Annotated in this window: 13 protein-coding genes; 10 read left to right on the top strand and 3 right to left on the bottom strand. The window is 52.3% G+C overall.

Features of this window, described 5'->3' with window-relative positions:
* Window positions 1-10 precede the first annotated feature (10 nt).
* The 8 genes from FGI41_RS17845 (at window position 11) to FGI41_RS17810 (ending at window position 15,398) form a co-directional block, all read left to right on the top strand.
* Complete coding sequence (locus tag FGI41_RS17845; protein ID WP_139491699.1) at window positions 11-706, top strand: response regulator transcription factor; 696 nt, start codon at window positions 11-13, stop codon at window positions 704-706.
* A 24-nt stretch (window positions 707-730) separates the two neighbouring features.
* On the top strand, window positions 731-2,524 hold the full coding sequence (pnpS, locus tag FGI41_RS17840; RefSeq protein WP_139491698.1) for a two-component system histidine kinase PnpS: 1,794 nt from the start codon (window positions 731-733) through the stop codon (window positions 2,522-2,524).
* Window positions 2,525-2,647: 123 nt separating this feature from the next.
* Window positions 2,648-9,451: an immunoglobulin-like domain-containing protein gene (locus FGI41_RS17835; protein WP_139491697.1), complete on the top strand. Its 6,804-nt coding sequence runs from the start codon at window positions 2,648-2,650 to the stop codon at window positions 9,449-9,451.
* 18 nt (window positions 9,452-9,469) lie between these two features.
* Entirely contained in the window at window positions 9,470-10,660 is a 1,191-nt protein-coding gene (locus tag FGI41_RS17830) for a DNA-binding protein (RefSeq protein WP_139491696.1), read from the top strand.
* A 255-nt stretch (window positions 10,661-10,915) separates the two neighbouring features.
* On the top strand, window positions 10,916-11,572 hold the full coding sequence (gene phoU, locus FGI41_RS17825; protein WP_139491695.1) for a phosphate signaling complex protein PhoU: 657 nt from the start codon (window positions 10,916-10,918) through the stop codon (window positions 11,570-11,572).
* 145 nt (window positions 11,573-11,717) lie between these two features.
* Window positions 11,718-13,850: an RNA degradosome polyphosphate kinase gene (locus FGI41_RS17820; RefSeq protein WP_139491694.1), complete on the top strand. Its 2,133-nt coding sequence runs from the start codon at window positions 11,718-11,720 to the stop codon at window positions 13,848-13,850.
* Window positions 13,851-13,954: 104 nt separating this feature from the next.
* A complete protein-coding gene (locus FGI41_RS17815; RefSeq protein WP_139491693.1) occupies window positions 13,955-14,914 on the top strand; it encodes a VanW family protein in 960 nt (319 codons plus the stop codon).
* Window positions 14,915-14,981: 67 nt separating this feature from the next.
* Complete coding sequence (locus tag FGI41_RS17810; protein WP_139491692.1) at window positions 14,982-15,398, top strand: hypothetical protein; 417 nt, start codon at window positions 14,982-14,984, stop codon at window positions 15,396-15,398.
* A gap of 560 nt (window positions 15,399-15,958) precedes the next feature.
* Here FGI41_RS17810 and FGI41_RS25540 read toward each other — a convergent pair.
* From FGI41_RS25540 to FGI41_RS17800, 3 genes are all read right to left on the bottom strand, one after another.
* Window positions 15,959-16,093: a hypothetical protein gene (locus FGI41_RS25540; protein ID WP_255298521.1), complete on the bottom strand. Its 135-nt coding sequence runs from the start codon at window positions 16,091-16,093 to the stop codon at window positions 15,959-15,961.
* On the bottom strand, window positions 16,059-16,997 hold the full coding sequence (locus tag FGI41_RS17805; RefSeq protein ID WP_139491691.1) for a DMT family transporter: 939 nt from the start codon (window positions 16,995-16,997) through the stop codon (window positions 16,059-16,061). The genes FGI41_RS25540 and FGI41_RS17805 overlap by 35 nt, the downstream gene beginning before the upstream one ends.
* 69 nt (window positions 16,998-17,066) lie before the next feature.
* Window positions 17,067-17,618, bottom strand: a complete 552-nt coding sequence (locus tag FGI41_RS17800) for a GNAT family N-acetyltransferase (RefSeq protein WP_139491690.1) — start codon at window positions 17,616-17,618, stop codon at window positions 17,067-17,069.
* Between the two features lie 121 nt (window positions 17,619-17,739).
* On the opposite strand from FGI41_RS17800, the gene polA reads away from it, so the two are divergent.
* Window positions 17,740-20,436: a DNA polymerase I gene (gene polA, locus FGI41_RS17795; RefSeq protein WP_139491689.1), complete on the top strand. Its 2,697-nt coding sequence runs from the start codon at window positions 17,740-17,742 to the stop codon at window positions 20,434-20,436.
* 11 nt (window positions 20,437-20,447) lie between these two features.
* Entirely contained in the window at window positions 20,448-21,275 is an 828-nt protein-coding gene (gene mutM, locus FGI41_RS17790) for a DNA-formamidopyrimidine glycosylase (RefSeq protein WP_139491688.1), read from the top strand.
* The last annotated feature ends 13 nt before the right edge of the window (window positions 21,276-21,288 follow it).

Below are 21,288 nucleotides of genomic sequence, written 5' to 3'. Positions count from 1 at the left end.
GAAAACACGCGTGACAAAGATTTTGGTTGTCGACGATGAAGTATCGATTTCAAAGCTGCTTCAATTCAACTTGGAGAAGTCGGGGTATGAGGTTGTGACTGCCTTTGACGGGAAACAAGCACTTGAAAAAGCACGTGAGGAAAAGCCAGACTTTATCATTCTTGATCTGATGCTTCCCTATATGGATGGCTTGGACGTCTGTAAAACGCTTCGCCAGGAAAAGGTGAACACGCCGATCCTGATTTTGACGGCCAAAGACGACGAGCTGGACAAAATTATCGGTCTGGAGCTGGGGGCTGACGATTATATCACCAAGCCATTCAGTCCGCGTGAGGTAGTGGCTCGTGTCAAAGCGATATTGCGCCGGACACAGACGATCGTGGAAGCACAGTCCAAAGAAGACGACCTGATGCTCCAATTCGGTTCTGTCCGACTCTATCCGGAGAAGTACGAGGTCTACCGTGGGGAAGATAAAGTAGAGCTGACGCCAAAAGAATTTGAGCTGCTTCATCATCTGGCAAGCCATACAGGCCGCGTGTTGACACGGGACCAGCTGCTCAATGCGGTTTGGAATTATGATTTTATCGGCGATTCGCGGATTGTCGACGTACATATCAGCCACTTGCGCGAGAAGCTGGAAGACGATACGAAAAATCCGCGTTATATCAAAACAGTCCGCGGCCTCGGTTACAAGCTGGAAGGATAACAACAAGGGGAGGAGGTGTCGCCCTTGACGCGGTTTCGTTTAAAATTAACCCTCACGATCTTAGGGCTGATCTCATTGGTTCTGGTCGTGATGGGTGTATTTTTTGGCAAGGTGTTAGAACGTTCCTACATTGATACCCTGTCCGACCTGTTGCGCAAAGAAGCATTGCTGATCACAGAGGCCATCAATGAGCCTGATGTTTTCTACAACAAGGCGAATCTCGATACCAAGGTCAAGCAGTTCACGGCATCGGTGGAGGCCAGGGTGACGGTTGTGGATAAGAATGGGGACGTCTTGGTCGATACCAGCTATACACCCGAAGAGATGGAAAACCATCGGGAGCGGCCTGAGATACAGGCTGCACTGGCCGGACAGATCAACGAGTCCCAACGATTTAGTGAGACGCTGAATTTTGATATGATGTATGTCGCGGTTCCGGTTCGGATGAATGGCGAGATCATCGGTGTGGTACGTTCCGCGATGTCGATGCAAAATATCTCGGAGACAGTCTATCAGATGTGGTACAGCCTGATGACCGGCCTGTTCGTCACAGTGGTGATCGGCTCGATCGTCAGCGCCCGCCTGTCCTATGGCATCACCAGACCGATCGAAGAGATCATCAAGGTCGCGCGCAACATCACGCAGCGCCAATATGAAAGCCGTGTCCGCATCAAGTCCAAGGATGAGATCGGACAGCTTGCCGGGGCGATCAACTTCATGGCGTCCAGTCTGGAGCAGCAGATGTATGAGATCTCGGAGAACCAGCAGCGGCTGACAGGCGTATTGACCAACATGTCGAGCGGTGTGATTCTGGTAACGGAAAACAGGCGCATCATGCTGGTCAATCCGGCGGTGGAGAAGATGTTGGGTACATCCCGCCAAGAGCTGGTGGGCAAGCTCCACATCGAGGCCGGGAAGAACTTCGGTCTGAGCAAATATATCGACACCTGTATCGACACGGGTGAGAAGTTCCGGGATGAAGTGCATATCTATTACCCGGAAGAGCGGATTCTCGATGTCAACTTCGCCCCATACATCAACTTCAAGGGTGAGGTTAAAGGCGTTGTCACCGTGCTGCACGATATCACCGAAATCCGTCGTCTGGAAAAGATGCGCAGTGACTTCGTCGCCAATGTGTCCCATGAGCTGCGGACACCGATCACGTCGATTAAGGGCTTTACCGAGACCCTGTTGGATGGTGCGATGCAGGATGAGGATACCTGCCGTAATTTTTTAGAGATTATTTATGATGAGAGTGAACGATTGTTCCGCCTGATTACTGATATCCTCGATCTGTCCAAAATCGAGCATAAGCGTATCCCCCTGCATCGGGTTGAGCTGAACCTGTACAAGCTGGTGCAGGAGACGGTGACACTGGTGCAGGAGCAGCTGTACCGCAAGCAGCAGACACTGAGCATGCCGACAGAGGCAGAGATCGTCATCTGGTCGGACCGTGACTCACTGCAGCAGATCCTTTTGAATCTGCTGGTGAATGCGATTGCTTATACACCAGATGGCGGTATGATTCAGGTAGAACTCAGGCAAGACCCCAAGCATGTCCATATCGAAGTGAGGGATAGTGGCATTGGGATACCGGAGAAGGATATCAGCCGGATCTTCGAGCGCTTTTACCGTGTTGATAAGGCGCGGGCGCGTGATTCAGGCGGGACTGGATTGGGACTGGCGATCGTCAAGCATCTCGTTGAGAACCTGCACGGCGAGATTTCTGTCAAAAGTAAAGAGGGAGAAGGTTCCCGTTTTACCGTCAGCCTGCCCAATCAGTTAACAGAAGATATGTGGAGAGACATGGAGCAATAGCTCTGTGTCTCTTCTTTTTTCCTCGATAAGAAAAAAATATAAAAAACAAAAGGAATATATAAAAAAAACCAATCTTACTATGGTACGATACAAAAGAAAGGTTTTAATGAAGGGGGAGTTCTGATGAGCAAAAAGGTCACAAAAGTGGTAAGTTGCCTGTTGTCCACCAGCTTGGTGTTTACCTTGGCAACAGAAGCGATGGCTTCTACGCGTATCACACCTGACTATACCAGTCAGTATTCGGTGGAGCAGACGGATAAGGCGGAGACCGTCAAAATCAAGTCGGTGCAAGCAACCAATGGATTGATTACGGTGGAGTTGACCGATGTGCCAGAGAAGGAGCCGCAGTTGACTGACTTTTCATTCAGCTGCCGTTCAACAGATAACAGCATCGATCAAATCGAGGTAACCGGGCTGGTCTGGGATGAGAAGCAGCGCAAGGCATTGGTTTCATTCAAGCCGTTAGAATCTTTGGAAAAATCAACCAATTTAATCATACAGGTCGGATACAACGGTTACAAACGCTATGCCAAAAAGATCACACTGGCCGAGCAAGGAACCGAAATCAACAAGCTGAGCCTGTTTAATCCGGGGGCGGACAACGAGCTGACGGTCGCCTCTAAAGAGGATGCATCAGTGACGCTCCTTGCTGTAGCGACTGCCAAAAATGGACAGATTGTGGCGGACGCGCGTGTGGAATGGTCTTCGGACAATACCGGTGTGGCTACCGTCGATGAGCACGGCGTTGTCCAAGCGGTTGGGGCGGGTACAGCCAGAATTACATCAACCGCCGATGGTAAATCGGCTTCGCTGACCATCAAGGTACGTGATGCCGTCCAAGAAACACAGGGCATTGCTGTCACGAATGGCACGATCCATATCAAAATGGCCGGACAATGGGCTGAAGCGCCGAATCAGAGCGATTTTACGTTTACCCAACGTGTGGACCAAGCAGATGCTAAACCACTTGCCGTTGACAGCTTTGACTGGGACGGGGGCAGTAAGACGGTGACAGCGACGTTCGAAGAGATTAAAGCGACACAGAAGGAACAGACCGTCGAGATTGGAGTCACCTATAAAAACTCCGCTACACAGACAGGCACCTTCGTCATCGCGAAGAAAAATGCCAAAGTAGACCGTGTAGAGATCACCAACCAAGCGGATGATACAGAGCTTTCCGCAGGTTCTGATACAGATGGACATCTGCTTTTGACTGCCGTCGCCAAGGACAAGGACGGCAACCAGATCGCAGGCAAAGAAGTCAGCTGGAAGAGCAGTGATGAGAGCGTAGCAACCGTTAACCAGAACGGTCTTGTAACGGCAAAAGGTGCGGGCAGCGCTGTGATTACGGCGACGATTGGCGGTCGTACAGCCAAGCTGACCGTTACGGTAAAAGCGGGATTTGTGCCGCAGGTCTCGCTTGGCACCCCTGTCTTGCAGGAGTCTGCGCTCAATGACGGCTCTGTGGATGGGCAACAGTTTATCACGTTGAGCAAAGGTACATTTGCAGAGGATATTTCGGGTGCAGATGTCTCTGTCCGTAATCTCCCTGCAGGTCTTGGTATCCATGTAGCAAGAGTTAACGACAGTATGCTGGCAGTGAACTTCACCGGGCGTGCAGTCAGCCACAGTCCTGCTGACAGCAGAAAAGACGTCCAGTTCGTCATCAGCAAGGCGAAGATCGTCAATGCGTTGGAGGATGCAGTCTCCCCGGCGTTTTCTATTTACTTTACCGATCCGGTGGTTACTGATCCGGGTGATACCCAAGCGCCACAGCTTGTGAATGCGACAGCGAGCGAAGTGGAGCAGACCGTTACCTTCACATTTGATGAGCCTGTGGTGAATCATCTCGCAGATGAGGCGGCACTCAAAGCAAGCATCGGTGTGGTGTGGGGTGATCCTGTTGTTACGGGAACCTTAACGGCTAACGATACGGTCCAATTCGACGGCAACAAGCTGATCATTCGTCTGGCCAAACGTTTCACAGGCGATGAGCTGACCATCAAGATCCCGGCTGGAACGATTCAGGATGAGGCGGGAAATGCCAATACAACGACGATCTCAAAAGGGTTTACCTTCCCAACTCCGCTGATATCCGATGTCCGCAGCAAGCTAAACGATACCGTAACAATTGAAGGGATCATCACTGCTGACAACACCGCAATCGGTGGCGGCAAACTCTCTACCTACATGCAGGATGAGACGGGCGGGATCAATATTTTTGCCATGTCCACACAGGGCTACCCAGAGCTCCGTGCTGGAGACAGAGTGCGAGTCACCGGTAAAATCAGCGAATACCGCTCCCTAACCGAAATCATGCCGACAGCACCGACCGATGTTATCAAATTGGGTACGGGCAATCCAATCCCTACTCCGCTTCCGATGACGATCCTAGACATGCAGCACCCTGCTTTGGCTGAGCCAAAAGAAGGCATGCTGATCCAGACACAAGGCTACCTCGCCAGCATCCCGACCAGTGAGTCCGGCGGTGGCTATAACCTCAACTTCATCGATGAACAGTACAACGGTATCACGGTCCGCGTAATCAAAAACAGCCTCGACCTCGCTCAATTGCAGGCAGGCAAATGGTATGACCTGACCGGTATCCTCAGCCAATTTGCGGACAGCTATCAGATCGTGCCGCGCCAAGCGAGCGATTTCCAATTGTCTGCCGAACAGAAGCCACAGCCAAAACCAGCGGCTGAATATACTTCAACCGTAAAAGACGTGGTGGACGGAGACACGATCCATCTCAATAGCCCAGTGCTTGGGATCACCACGGTGCGCTTCGTGAATACCGACACACCAGAGACTTATCACATCACCGATCCTGCTTTTGACTATACACAGGTGTACCAAGGCAGTGACGACCTGAGCAAAGACCGCAATCAAAAGGCGCATGGCGAGAGAGCCAAGCAGAACTTGAAAGCATTGCTTGCCCCAGGCGATGAAGTCGTGATCAAGGTAGGCCCATCCCCTGTCGATGGCTATGGCCGTCTGTTGGCACAGGTGATCCGCAAGCGAGATATGCTCAATACCAATCTGGAGCAGGTGCGTACTGGCTTTGCCAATATGTATTTCATCGCTCCGATCAGCGAAGAGGACTTCGCTTTGTTCTCAGCAGCTACCCGTGAAGCGATGCAGAACCAGCTGGGGATTTGGAATCCGGCTGATCCGCTCGCCGAGATGCCATTTGTCTTCCGTGCGCGTGAACGTCAGGAGCCGCCAACCCGTTTTGTCGGGAATCATGCGACCAAGCAGTATGTTCTGCCAGCTCTGTATGATCAGGTCCCACAAGATCAGCGCGTGTTCTTTGGTACGGAGGAAGAGGCAACCCAAGCAGGCTACACCGCGTACGTCGATCCAAGCGATGTGACCCCGCCTGCTGCTCCGACCGTAGACCCTGTCTTTGCCGATGCAACCAGTGTCAAAGGGAAAGCAGAAGCAGGCTCCACCGTTACCGTAAAACGCGGTGCTACCGTGCTTGGCACAGCGAATGCAGACTCCACCGGAAGCTTCACCGTCACACTGAACGCGGCACTTACCAGCGGCGATACCCTGTCTATCACCGCAACAGATGCTGCGGGCAATACAAGCACGGCAACCAGCATCACCGTAGAGGCGACAGCGCCGTCTGTTCCGACGATTGCGGCCGTCCGTGCCCTGCCGAACAACTCGACAGTCACCACCAAAGGGATTGTCACGACGCAAAGTGCCAACAGCTTCTATATTCAAGACGGGACAGCGGGCATCTATGTCTATAACCCGAAAGTGAAGCAGAATGTGCAAGTGGGTGATCAAGTCACCATCAACACAGGTACGAAGACGACCTATAGCGGTCTGGTGGAAATCACCAACGCCGAGTTTACGGTCACAGGACAGACGACCGCACCAACCGGTAAAGAAGTCAGTCTGAGCGAGGTGGGCAGCCACCAGAGTATGCTCGTGACCGTCAAAGGTGTAACCGTCTCCGGCATGACCAGCACCAAGTTCAATGTGACCAAAGACGGCACCACGCACGAAGTCTATCTGGCTCAATACGGTGTCAGCAATGCAGGTCTGGCTGATGGCGACGTGATCGACTTGACTGGTATTTCCTCTATGTTCAACTCCAAGGTACAGATCTATCCACGCAGCGCAGCAGATATCGTCAAAGTAGACGGAGGCGACGGAGGCGGCGGTATTACCGATGCACAAGCAGTCGCGAATGCCAAAGCAGTACTCTCCATCAGCTACGACGGCATGCAGCCAAGCATCACACTGCCGACAGCAGGTGCGGACAGTACTACCGTCAGCTGGGCGGTAAAAGATCCGTCTCAAGCAGTCATTATCAATACCGGTACAGGTGTGGTCAACCGCAACGTATTGACCGAGAACACCCTCGTGACTCTGGTAGCCACCATCACCAAAGGCACTGCGACCGATACCAAAGAATTTACCTTTACCGTGTACAAAGTAAACACCGAACAGCCGACCGTCAACCCAATCACCGCATCGGAGGCGACGGTAACAGGTACAGCGCGGGCTGGTTCGCTTGTGAACGTCTATACAGGTGAGACTCTGCTTGGCAGTGCGTTGGCTGACGCTGTCACAGGTGCTTTTGCCGTGACAATCACACCGCAGGAGGAAGGCACTGTGCTGGAAGTGATTGCGACCGATGCCGCCACCAGCTATACGAGTGACCCTACCTATGTGCTCGTTCAGGCAGCAGGTACGCTGACCGACCAACAAGCTGTCAGCCTTGCCAAAGCCGCTTTGACCGATACAACGATCCGAAAAGACAACACCGGACTCGACAATGTCACAAGCAGTCTTAACCTGCCAACAACAGGGATCAATGGGACGGCGATCAGCTGGGCATCCAGTGACACTGCTACCGTCAGCACGACCGGATCGATCAAGCGTCCGTTGATGGGGCAGCCTGATGCAACCATTACACTGACAGCGACGATTACGCGTGGCAGCTACAGCGAGACCAAGACCTTTACCGTGATCATCAAGGCACAGACTACCCCGCTGGTTGTGGAGCGCATTGACAATATCACCTCTCAAGTCGAAAAAGACACCCCATTCACACTGCCGACCCAGCTTACGGCTTTGATGAGCGACGGTACTACACAATCGGTGGCTGTGACATGGACGCCAGGCATGGCAGACACATCTGTCGCAGGTACTTATACGTTTGAAGGAACGGTTGAGAACTACGCGTCCAAGGTACAACTGACGCTCAAAGTAAATGATGTGCCACCAGCCTTAACCGTAGGGCAGGCGAAAGCCTCTCCAACAGGAACCATCGTGACACTGCGCGGCTATCTGACATCCAAGACGGCGCTAAGCAACACCAACACGGTCTTCGTCATTGCTGATCAGGCGGATGTGACCGACTTTACCAATCATGCAGGAGCGATTCAGATCCCGCAGTCCAGCAGCTACTACACCAATACTGCCTTTAAAGACCTGCTGATGAATGCTGAAGTGAATTCGTATGTGGAGATCTCCGGAAAAGTCGATACCTACAACTCCAAGCCATCGATTGAAACAGTCTCCAACGTACGTGTCATCAGCGGCCCGACTCCTCCGGCCAACACAGCACCATACGCAACCAATGTGTCTATCAGCGGTACAGCGGAAGTGGGACAGACGCTGACAGGTACGTATTCCTTCGTCGATGCGGAAGCAGATGCAGAAGGGCAATCCAGCTACGTCTGGTATCGCAAAGACGGGGCAACCACCACTCCGATCGACGGGGCGACAGGCAAGACCTATACCGTGAGCAGCGATGATGCAGGCAAGTCACTGATTTTTGAAGTCACACCGAAGGCAAGCACAGGTACGGCAGTAGGGCAGGCCGTGAAGAGTGCTGAGTTGGCTATTCCGGCTGGCAACCCAGGAGACCCTGCCTCCCATACAGGTGTCGTGACTTTTGACAAGGCTCAATACGGATTGACAGATACAGCGACGGTTACAGTAACTGACCTCGATCTCAATCTCGACCCGGCGGCGGCTGATACGACGGTTGCGAGCGTAGCATCTGCAGCAGCTGGTCAAAGCATCACGCTTACCCTTACCGAGACTGGCAACGACACGGGTGTCTTCACTGGTGCATTTACCCTGTCAACCACCACGACCGATGATGCGACCGACCAATTGCAGACCGCCTACAGCGACACCCTGACGGCTACCTACACCGATGCGAAGACAGCTGACAACCAGCTCAACAAGCCGATTCAGACCACTGCCACGACGATTGCCGACCCAGATGCACCAACCATCGATAAAACCGCGCTGACCACTGCGATCACATCAGCACAGACCCTGCATGACAATGCAGTCGAAGGCTCCCTCGCAGGCCAGTATGAAACATCCAAAGCCACTCTGCTGAGCGCTATCAGCAATGCACAGGCAGTCAAAGACAGCCCAGCCGCAACCCAAACCGATGTAGACGATGCGACCACAGCACTCAACGCAGCAGTCAACACCTTCCTCGCAGGCAAAGTGCATCTCAATGAGGGCTTTACCAGCTTCACAGGTTCAGGTACCACTTACGCGGACTGGACGATGAACTCGATTGCGACATACACGTCTGCGGGTAACTTCGGTACATCTTCACCATCATTGAAATTTGATTCACTTGGTGATTATGTGGTCTCCCCAGAATTCACACTGGTTTCCGGTGGTACGGTCAGCTTCTGGATCAAAAACCAAGCCTCCACGGCAACCTCCAACCTGGTGATCGAAGGCTACAACGGGACAGAATGGGTAAATATCACCACGATGTCCGCAGGTGGCACAGGCAACAACCTCATTCCGAACACCGCTGCCGTCCGTACCTTCGCCCTGACCAATGCGATCAACAAAATCCGTTTCACTTATAACAAATCAGGTTCTGGTAACGTCTCCGTCGACGATATCAAGATCAAAGGATAGAAAGGAGCACGACCTACGATGAACATGCGCCAACGCTTTTTCCGCTCATTCCTCGCGCTGTCGCTGACGATTCCACTCGTCAGCGCGGCAGTCGCTTTTGCTGAAGGCCCGAATGATCCGGCTCCCTACATCAATCCGATCGGCACCCCTAATGGCAAAAAGGTACTGTTCGACAACACCCACGCGCAAACTGCCGGGCAAGCCGACTGGGTCATTAACGGTGGATTCTCCGATTTCGGGCAAGCGCTTGCCACCAATGGCTACTACGTCAAAGAGCTGCGTAAATCCACACCGATCACGTATGACGATCTGAAGGATTACCAAGTATTTGTCATCCCGGAAGCCAACATTCCGTACAAAGTAAGCGAGCAGGAAGCCATGCTTACTTATGTTAAAAGCGGCGGGAGTATCTTCTTCATCGCCGACCACTACAATGCTGACCGCAACAAAAACCGCTGGGACTCCTCCGAGGTGTTCAACGGCTACCGTCGCGGCGCCTATACCAATCCGGCCAAAGGCATGAGCACAGAAGAAGCCAACTCAGCTGCGATGCAAGGCGTCGTAAGCTCCGACTGGCTCGGCAGCAACTTCGGTGTCCGCTTCCGCTACAATGCGTTGGGTGACATCACGGCCAACCAGATTGTTGCAGCAGACCAGGCATTCGGTATCACCAAAGGAGTCAAGGGTGTAGCCGTTCACGCAGGCAGCACGCTTGCGATCACCGATCCAACCAAGGCAAAAGGCATCGTCTACGTACCACCAACCTCAGCCAAATGGGGCAGTTCTGTAGACAAAGGTGTCTATGCAGGCGGAGGGATCAACGAAGGCCCATTCGTCGCCGTCTCCAAAGTCGGCCTCGGCAAAGCCGCCTTCATCGGTGACTCTTCCCCAGTCGAAGACGCAACACCACGCTACAAGCGCGAAGAGACAGGTGCCTCCAAGACGACACATGCCGGCTTCTCTGAAGTAGACGATGATGTCCTCCTGGTGAATATGATCAACTGGCTGTCCAAAAAGGAACGCTACCAAAACCTCGCCCAAGTCCAAGGACTTAAGCTGGACAACAAGACTCCACTGCTGACCTCTGGTGCTGAGAACGAAATCCCTGAGCAATCCATCGAGCCACAGGCAGAGCCATGGGCGGCACCGGCAGCAAGCTACAAGTGGTGGGACCCAAGCACATTTGCGACAGGCTCCTACGGCAAGTAGACAGCGAATCTCCTAAATAGAACGCTCGGACACAAGGAAAAAGATTACCCGGCCTTCCCTTCTTGAATGGAGATGGGAGGTGGGTAATCTTTTTTTCAAGTCGTAGTGAGAGGATCGACCGTTACGAGAAATAACATTAACCATATATTCATAAAAATATTACAATGTATTAACCTGTCCTACATATCTATGAAGTAAGATGAACCTTATTCACTTTGTGTATATGCACGAGTCTGCAAGGAGGTTCGAACGATAATGACCAGGCAGGTGTTTGAACAGCAGCTTGACACACTACATCGCAAACTAATGTCCATGGGCCTTTTGGTTGAAGAGGCCATTCATAAATCCATCAAAAGCTTGGTGGAGCGGGATCTGCAGCTGGCAGAAGAGGTGATTGAAGCCGATCATCTCATCAACCAGATCGGGCAGGAGATCGAGACAGGGTGCTTTCAGGTGATTGCCCTGCAGCAGCCGGTAGGCGGTGACCTGCGCCGTGTCTGTACCATGATCAAACTTGTGACAGATATTGAGCGGATGGGAGATCATGCTGTCTCCATCTCCAAAACTACCCGCCGTCTGCATGGGGAGACCTATGTCAAGCCGCTGATCGACATCCCGATCATGGCAGATCATGTCAAAGCGATGGTGCGAGACTGTCTCAATGCCTATATCGCCAAAGACAAGCAGATGGCTGAAGAAATTGCTGCACGGGATGATGTGGTCGATAAGCTTTTCTCCACGATCTTCCGCGATCTGATCGATGTCATGACCAAGTACGAAAATGCAATCAACCAAGGCACACACCTATTGCTCACCGCTCAGTATTTGGAACGCATCGCCGATCATGTCACCAATATTTGTGAATGGATTATCTACATGAATACGGGACAGAAGACGGACTTGAATAGGTAGCCAAAACCGGGGGATAGACATGTGTCTATCCTTTTTGGTGCATTCGGGCAGGGTGAGGCAAAATTCTGTTTGAAGGATTTTGCCATTAGGGTAATATAAATACTAGCAAGGGACATGTTGTTCAACAAAAAAGGGGGAGAACCCGGTGGAAGAACGAGATCTTCTTCATCCGGATTATTTTATTAACCGAGAGATGAGCTGGCTGGCATTCAATGCCCGTGTGTTAGAAGAAGCATTAGATAAGAGCAATCCGGTATTGGAGCGGCTAAAGTTTTTGGCGATTGTCGCTTCCAATCTCGATGAATTCTTCATGGTCCGAGTAGCTGGTCTCAAGGATCAGGTAAAAGCGGGCTTTAACAAAGCGGATTCTTCCGGCAAGACGCCAAAAGAGCAACTGCGGATGATCAATCAGCGCACCCATCAGATGGTTGAGCGTCAATACCGCTGCTTCCGCGAAGAGATCCTGCCTGCATTGGCGGACAACGGCATCGAGATTGTTCATGGCGAGCAGCTGAGCCGTGAGCAGGAGGATTTTTTGGATCATTATTTTGATCATCATATTTATCCTGTACTGACACCGCTGGCGGTCGACCAGAGCCGTCCGTTTCCATTGCTCTTGAACAAGAGCTTGAATCTGGCGATCATGCTCGAGCGTAAAAAAGCTAAATACAGCAAAAAGGTCTTCGCCGTCGTGCAGGTGCCTGCTGTGCTCTCCCGTTATATCGAGCTGCCGGGTGCAACGGAGGAACGAAAAGAGTTCATCCTGCTTGAAGATGTAATCAAAAGGTACAGCTACCGTCTTTTCAAAGGCAATGAAGTCAGCGCCGTCCATCCATTCCGGATCACGCGTAACGCGGATATGTCACTGGATGAAGAGGGCGCAGAGGATCTGCTCAAGGAGATCGAAAAAGAGCTGAAAAAACGCAAATGGGGCGCGGCTGTCCGTCTGGAGATCGACGCCCGCATGGATGAAGATTTGCGTCATATTCTGCAGGAGGCGCTGGAGGTTCACACGCGCGATATCTATTCGATTGACGGGCCGCTTGATCTGACCAAGTTCATGAGCTTTACGCAGCTGCCGGGCTATGAGCATCTTCGGGATGAGGTACTGTTGCCGCAGCCGCCTGCTGACCTGGTCGGTGAGGAAGATATCTTCGAGGCGATTGCGGAGCGTGATATCCTGATGCACCATCCGTATGAGTCCTTTGAGCCGGTCGTCGATTTCGTGACCAAAGCAGCCCAAGACCCGAATGTACTGGCGATCAAGCAGACGCTCTACCGTGTGAGCGGGCATTCTCCGATCGTCCGTGCCCTTGCCAATGCCGCTGAGAATGGTAAGCAAGTCACGGTGCTGGTGGAGCTGAAGGCCCGTTTTGACGAGGAGAACAACATCCACTGGGCGCGTCAGCTGGAGAAGTCTGGATGCCAGGTGATCTACGGTCTCGTCGGTCTCAAAACCCACTGCAAAATCGTCCTCGTCGTGCGCAAAGAAGGCGACTACATCCGCCGCTACGTACATCTGGGGACGGGCAACTACAACAACAGCACAGCACGTCTGTATACGGATATCGGTCTGTTCACCAGCAAGGAAGAGTTCGGGATGGATGCGTCCGCGCTGTTCAACGATCTGTCCGGCTATTCCGAGCCGCCGGAGTGGAATAAGCTGGAGGCTGCACCAAAAGGGCTTCGCCGCAAGTTCAGCGCCATGATCCGTCGAGAGATCGAGAAGCATACTCCGGAAAGGCCGGGACGCATCATCGCCAAGATGAACTCGCTCACCGATGAAAAAATCATCGGTACGCTCTATGAAGCTTCCTGTGCCGGAGTACAGATCGACCTGATCATCCGCGGTATCTGCTGCCTGCGTCCGGGTATCCCCGGCGTGAGCGAAAATATCCGCGTGTTCAGCATCATCGACCGTTTCTTGGAGCACAGCCGCATCTATTATTTCGGCAATGGCGGCGATGAGGAGGTCTATCTGTCGAGCGCCGACTGGATGACCCGCAACCTCGACCGCCGCGTAGAGCTGATGTTCCCAGTAGAGGAGCCAGAGCTTTGCAATCGTGTCACCAGCATCCTTGAGGTCTATCTGAGTGACAATACCAAGGCGCGTGCGTTGGATTCGGAGGGGACGTATCACCGTGTCCGCCCTGCCGACGACGAGCAGCCGTTCAATGCCCAGCGCTACTTCATGGAGCTGGCGGTCGTCGCCGCCGAGCAGAAGAAGCTGGAGAAGTTCACAGCACCGTATAAGCCAGCCGAAGAGTGGGTTTTGTAAGCCACATAGCCTTTCCCAGTCTTTGGGATCGAAAGCCTTTTCCATGCGACCATGCGTTGGAAAAGGCTTTTTTGCTCATACTACCCAAAGGAGGTGGCAGATTGATGGACGTAAGCTGGCTGATCGGACTGGCGATGCTGATGCAAGCAGAGCAGAGTCCAGCCTCATTCCTCATCGACTACAACGGACAACGGGTAGCAGCAATCGAGCGCAGTGAATACACCATGCCGCTCTCAGGTGACTGGCCCGTACTGGATATAGAAAAACTCAACACCCTAATGAAACAAGTAGACAAGCAGGTGACTATTGCTCCCCAGAATGCCCGGATCGACGAGAACGGACGCATCCTTCAAGAGAAAAAAGGCCGTAGGGTGGACCATAAAAAGTTTCTTGAGGGCTTTTATCAGTACTATTACAGCAATGGCGGCAGCATGCACATGCAAGTGCCGACCCACCCGATCCTGCCCCGTGTCGACCGCCAATTACTCACCATGCTCCACCAAAAAAAGCTCGGCCAATATATCACGTATTACAACTCCTACAATAAAAACCGTTCCACCAACATCGAGCTGTCCGCCCAAGCGATCAACAGCTATGTGCTCTTCCCCGGAGAGGTATTCTCCTTCAACAAGGTCGTCGGACAGCGCACCAAAGAACGCGGCTACCTGCCAGCCCCCGTGATCGTCAAAGGAGAGCTCTCCGAGGGCGTCGGCGGCGGGATCTGCCAGGTCTCTTCGACTCTCTACAATGCCGTCGACCGCTCCGGCCTCAAGATCGTCCAGCGCTATTCACACAGCCGCGACGTCGCCTATGTACCACCCGGACGCGATGCCACGGTCAGCTGGTACGGCCCAGATTTCCGTTTTCAGAACAAATACCCCTATCCCGTCCTGATCCGTGCCTACTCCCGCTTCGGCAAGGTGGTCGTGACGATCCACTCGTTCTCAGATCTGGAGCACGAGACGAGAGATGTGCCAAGTGCCAAGGAAAATGTGCCAGAAGAGCAGCAGGAGCATGTGGAGAACAATTCGTCGCAGATAGAGGATGAGATGATTTGGAATTAATGCTTAAGAAATATGTGGCATGTATTGATCTAGCCTGAAACATTCCCAAAAGAAAGGTGCGACATAGATGATGAAGCAAAAGACAGTCAGTATGCTGATAGCCGCTCTGGTGATGATGCCGCTCACGATTGCAACAGCAGCGGAAGAACCTACCCCTCCTTCGGGAAAACAGACTCCTGTGATCCGGAAAGTGACAACTTCGATCCCTGCTCAAGGCAAAAAGGTACAACTGCCGTCCGGAGCAGGTGAGCTGCGCATCGAAGTCGATGCCTATCATGCAAAAGAGGTACGCTTCTGGATGGTGCCGAACCGAAAAGCAAAATGGAAGCAGAGAACCTTCATGTACAGCGATACGTCACCGAAAAACGGATTTGTATTTGAGTGGAAGTATGAGGATAAGGAGTATCAGGGGAATGTGGAGATTGAGGTCGTGGGGAAAGACGGAACGAAGTGGACGACCATCCAAGTAGACCGGGGAAAATAGAAGTGGGGAGGCCGGTCTTCTTACAAACAGATGATCCTCACACTCTTCATGGGAATCCGGCTTCTTTTTTGGGAAAAGATAAGAAAGATATTATGAACGTAAAGATCAAAAAACTCGGTATTCCTAGATGGAGTACCGAGTTTTTAATGTTTTTGTGTATTTGTTTTTATCTTTTCTTCTTCTCATCCCACTACGGCAGGTCAGGAGAGGCGGCGACTTACCAGCACAGAGCCTCTTTGATTTCCCTACCCAGCGGAGAATGATTCACTGAAAATGACATCTCTGAGGGGCTTCAGGGCAAACTTCAATCCTCTCCGAATAAGCATTTTTGCCCGTGTTTTCAGTGGAGCGTTCGTAGCGGCCAGTCCCCCCTTCTTACGAAGGGAAATCAACAAGGCGGAGGGATGGGAAGTCGTCGCCTCTCCGGGACATGCCCAACTAGCTTTTTTTGCCCGATGTTTTCAGTGGAGCGTTCGTAGCGGCCAGTCCCCCCTTCTTACGAAGGCAAATCAACAAGGCGATGGGATGGGAAGTCGTCGCCTCTCCGAGCAGCAGCACTTCTAAACCAAACTACGCAAAACAATAATGATCCGCCCCACAATATACCCCAGCACGATCATCCAGCCGATTTTTCCCCACACGGTCATTCCGCTGATATACTCACGCAAGCCTTTCCGCTGATTCGGTTGACGCATCTGTAGCAGCTCCTTTTGCTGTGGCTTGGACTTTGTTGTATCGGATAAACAGGTAGATCCCAAAGAGGATGACCGCGCCGCCAATCCATTGCGGTACGGTTACCAGCTCGCCGAAGATCAGGTACGCTAAGATGGCAGTACCGATTGGCTCACCGAGAATGCCCATTGAGACCGTCGTCGTATTGAGCCACTTAATAATCCAGTTAAAAATAGAATGCCCAAGCAGCGTCGGGAAAAGCGCCAATGCAAAAAACCACAGCCAATCCATTGCCGGGTAACCGACAAGTGAATGCCCCATCACAAGAACGTACAGCACCAGTGTGATACTGCTTACACTATAGACCACCAGCGTATAGGGAGTTGACGAGATATACTGCCTCATATACTGTCCGATCAGCCAATACAGGGTCACCATCAGAGCAGCCAGAAGCGCAAGGATATCTCCGAATAAGGCCATCCCACCGATCTGGAAATCCCCCCAACCGATGATAAAGCTGCCCCCGATGGCGATCACACCACCGAGCAAAGCTAATTTGCTCAACCGTTCACCGAAGAAAAAATACCCGCCGACAAAGGAAAACAGCGGCTGTAGGGTGACGAGCACCGTGGATGAGTTAATCGACGTATAGTTCAGCGATTCGAACCAGAGGACAAAATGACTAGCCAGAAAGATCCCGGACCAGATGGAGAGCCACCACTGTTTACGGTTCATCGAGCCGATTTCGCTGAAGACCCCCTTTTGCCAGAACAGCATCGGAAGCATCAGTAGCACGGTAAATACTAAACGGTACGCCGCGATGACAGAGGCCGGCGCAGAAGCCAGCTTGACGAAAATCGCCGAAGTAGAGATTGCCAAGACGCCGATCAACAGCGCGAGATAGGGAGGAATAAGCGGTTTTTCCATAGGGGAGTCAGCACCTTTTTTTATGTAGTCAGAACATGATGTACATCAGAAGAACAATCAGCGTCTATTTTACGTCTGCCGGACTTTTCCGGCAACCTGAACATGCTGGTAAAACGTTTCTTTGGAAATTTCGTAGATATCAACGGTGAACCCCTTCCACGACGTCGTTTTATCCAGCCGCATTCCATTGCGCTTGGCTACATTGCTAGAGGGATAGTTTTCCGGGCGGATAATCGAGATGATCCGTTCGCGTTGCAACTGCCCAAACCCATACGCCATGCAGGCACGCGCGACCTCAGTGGCATACCCCTGCCCCCAGAACTTGCGGACGAACAGGTAGCCTACCTCGGTTTCCCGAACATCGTCCACCTCCTGCATAATCAGGCCGCACTGTCCGAGGAATTCCCCGGTTTCTTTATGCTCAACCGCCCACATCGCGATACCGTCTTCGTCATAACCGCGAATCATACGGTTAATCCACGCAATCGTCTCATTCAAATCCTTGGTAGACGGATAGTAGCGCATCGCTTCAGGATCAGTAAAAATGTGGGCAAGGTTCTGGGTGTCACTGGTAGTCAGCTGGCGTAATCTGGTTCGGGCTGTTTCTAACACGTATGTCATTAGGACATTTCACCCTTTCTCCAAAAATTCGTTCTACTATATGATAGTATCATGTTTTTTACGTTTCCGTCCTGCTATGGTATGATGAAATGTAATGAAAAACGAGAGAGGGGTCGGACGGATGAGTCATGTCGTGCTGATCGACGGCAACAGTATCGCGTATCGCGCGTTTTTTGCATTGCCGGATTTGACCACATCAGGTGGATTACATACGAATGCAGTACTCGGCTTCACCACCATGCTGATGAGAGTGTTGGACGAGCTGAAGCCTACCCATGTACTGGTTGCTTTTGACGCAGGTAAAGTGGTGTTCCGCCACACTGAATATACCGATTATAAAGGAGGCCGGGAAAAGACGCCGAACGAGCTTCGCGAACAGTTCCCGCTGCTTCACCAGCTTTTAGACGCATATTCGATCAAGCGCTACCAGATCGAGGGCTATGAGGCAGATGACATCATCGGGACCCTCACCCGCTACGCTGACGAGACAGGTGTCCAGACTACGGTCATCACCGGGGATAAAGACATGCTCCAGCTCGTCTCTGACAATGTCTCCGTCTCCCTGACCCGCAAAGGTATCAGTGAGATCGAGCGCTATACTCCAAAGGAAATCGAAGAAAAATACGGCCTCAAGCCGCTCCAGATCATCGACCTCAAGGGCTTGATGGGCGATACCTCGGACAACATCCCAGGTGTACCTGGTGTCGGTGAAAAAACAGCACTCAAGCTGTTGCATGAATATCAGTCCGTTGAAGCGGTATTGGAGAACATCGATAAAGTAAGCGGCAAAAAACTGCAGGAGAACCTGCGCAACAACGTCGAGCAGGCCAAAATGAGCAAATCGCTCGCCACGATCATGCGCGAAGCCCCTGTCGAGCTGGGCTTGGATGACGTAACCTACAATGGCTATGACCCGGCGACACTCCTGGACTTTTTCAAAAAGGTCGAGTTCAAGTCGCTGATCCCGAAAATCAAGAGTGCATCCCCGACGGTCTCTTATCAAAATACCGAGAACGCAGGTGCAGACGGCACAGCACCGAATACCCAACAAGCAAGCGAATTCACTTATGAAACCGTCAGACCTGATCAATACGCCGAGTACGCCGCCAAGCTCACCTCTCCGATGAGCCTGTTCGTCGAGCTCGATGGTGATAACTACCACTATTCCCCGCTCTTAGGCTTCGGACTGGCCGCAGACGGCGTCAATCTGTACGTTCCATATGAAGCGGCAAAAGACTGGTCGGAGTTCACCGCATGGCTTGCAGACGAGACCCAGGAGAAGTTTGTCTTCGACGGCAAGCATGACCGCGTCGGCCTCGGCTGGCATGGCATGGAGCTGAACGGCATCACGTTTGACCTGTATCTGGCTTCTTATCTGCTCAATGCAAGTGAGAGCAATCCGACCTTAAGTGATGTAGCGGCACAGCACGCATCCATCCCGCTGGCAAGCGATGAGGACATCTACGGCAAAGGTGCCAAGCGTCAGGTGCCGGGTGAGGAGATCTTAAGCGAGCACGTCGCACGCAAAGCAGCGGCCATCTGGCAAAGCGTACATACGGTGAAAGATGAGATTGCCAACAACCAGCTGACCGACCTGTTGACTGATATCGAACAGCCACTCAGCATGGTGCTGGCTCAGATGGAAGCAACAGGGATAAAAGTCGATCAGGACCGCTTGACACAGATGGGCCAAGATCTGGATGCCAAACTGGGCGAGCTTACTGATAAAATCTATGAATTAGCAGGCGGCGAGAAGTTCAACATCAATTCACCGAAGCAGCTGGGTGAAATCCTGTTCGACCGTCTCCAACTGCCTGTGATCAAAAAGACCAAGACAGGCCCATCGACCAGTGCCGATGTACTGGAGAAGCTGGCCAGCTATCATCCGATCATCGAATCGATCCTGCATTTCCGTCAGCTCGGCAAGCTCCGCTCCACCTACATCGAAGGACTGCTTCAGGTGATTAACCAAAAATCAGGCAAGGTCCACACCAGCTTCAACCAAGCCACGACCGCTACAGGCCGCCTGAGCAGCACCGAGCCGAACCTGCAAAACATCCCGATTCGTCTGGAAGAAGGCCGCAAAATTCGCGAAGCATTCGTCCCTTCTGAAGCGGGCTGTTATATACTCGCTGCCGACTATTCGCAGATTGAGCTGCGGATTCTTGCGCACATCAGCCAAGACGCCAACCTGATCGACGCCTTCCAAAAAGGCATGGACATCCACACCCGTACCGCGATGGACGTATTTGGCGTAGAGGAAGCAGAAGTCACCTCGTTGATGCGCAGACAGGCCAAAGCGGTCAACTTCGGAATCGTATACGGTATCAGTGACTACGGCTTGTCACAGAACCTCAATATCACGCGAAAAGAAGCACAGAAATTCATCGATCAATATTTTGCTGTATTCTCTGGGGTCAAGCAATGGATGCACGATATCGTCGAGCAGGCCAAGGTGGACGGCTATGTCACCACCCTGCTGAACCGCCGCCGCTCCCTGCCAGATATCCGCAGCTCTAATTTCAACGTGCGTTCGTTTGCCGAGCGTACCGCGATGAACACCCCGATCCAAGGAACCGCTGCTGACATCATCAAGCTGGCCATGATCCGCATGCAACAGCAGCTCACCGAAAAAGGTCTGCAAAGCCGGATGCTTCTGCAGGTACACGACGAACTTGTCTTCGAGGTACCGGAGGCAGAGCTTGAGACCATGCAGCAGCTTGTCGCCGATGTGATGGAAAACGCGATGGATGACCGACTCAGCGTTCCGTTACAAGTAGATGTTCATTATGGTCCGACATGGTATGAAGCGAAATAGGGAGGATTCACATGCCTGAGTTGCCAGAAGTCGAAACCGTCGTCCGTACCCTGCGTACCCTTGTCAGCGGCAAAACGATTGAGCGCATCACCGTCAATCTCGCGCGCATCATCCGCCGCCCTGACGATGTGGAGGAGTTCAAAGCCCAGCTGATCGGGCAGACGATCCATGCAGTCGAACGACGGGCCAAATTCATCAAATTCATCTTAGACCGCGATGTGCTGATCTCCCACCTGCGGATGGAAGGCCGATATGGGGTGTACAACCAGGACGAAGAGGTAGAGAAGCACACCCATGTGATTTTTCACTTCACGGATGGCACAGAGCTGAGATACCGCGATGTGCGTCAATTCGGCACGATGGATATCATCCCAAAAGGCTTGGAGCACGAGACACCGCCGCTTCAGGGTCTTGGCCCGGAACCGCTGGACGAGAGCTTTTCCTTGGCACTTTTCCGTAAGATGCTCAAGGGCAAGACCACCAAAATTAAGCCGCTTTTGCTAAACCAGGAATTTCTCGTGGGACTCGGGAATATTTATGTGGACGAATCCCTGTTTCGCGCCAGGATCCATCCGGAGAAGCCGGCAGGTGAATTGACGCCGCGTCAGGTGTCCCGCCTGCATGAGAGCATCATCGAGACGCTGCAGGAAGCCGTTGATCAGGGTGGAAGCTCCATCAAATCCTATGTCAACGGGCAAGGCGAGATGGGGATGTTCCAGCAATCGCTCAATGTCTACGGACGTAAAGAAGAGCCTTGCCCGATCTGTAAAACCCAGATCATCCGCTTCGTAGTGGGCGGCAGAGGAACCCATATCTGCCCCAAATGCCAGAAGCCATAATAGAAGGAGGGAG

The organism is Brevibacillus dissolubilis, from assembly GCF_006170445.1.
Classification (GTDB): domain Bacteria; phylum Bacillota; class Bacilli; order Brevibacillales; family Brevibacillaceae; genus Brevibacillus_B; species Brevibacillus_B dissolubilis.
Note: the sequence above shows the minus strand (reverse complement) of the source record. Positions and strands in the feature narration are given on the sequence as shown.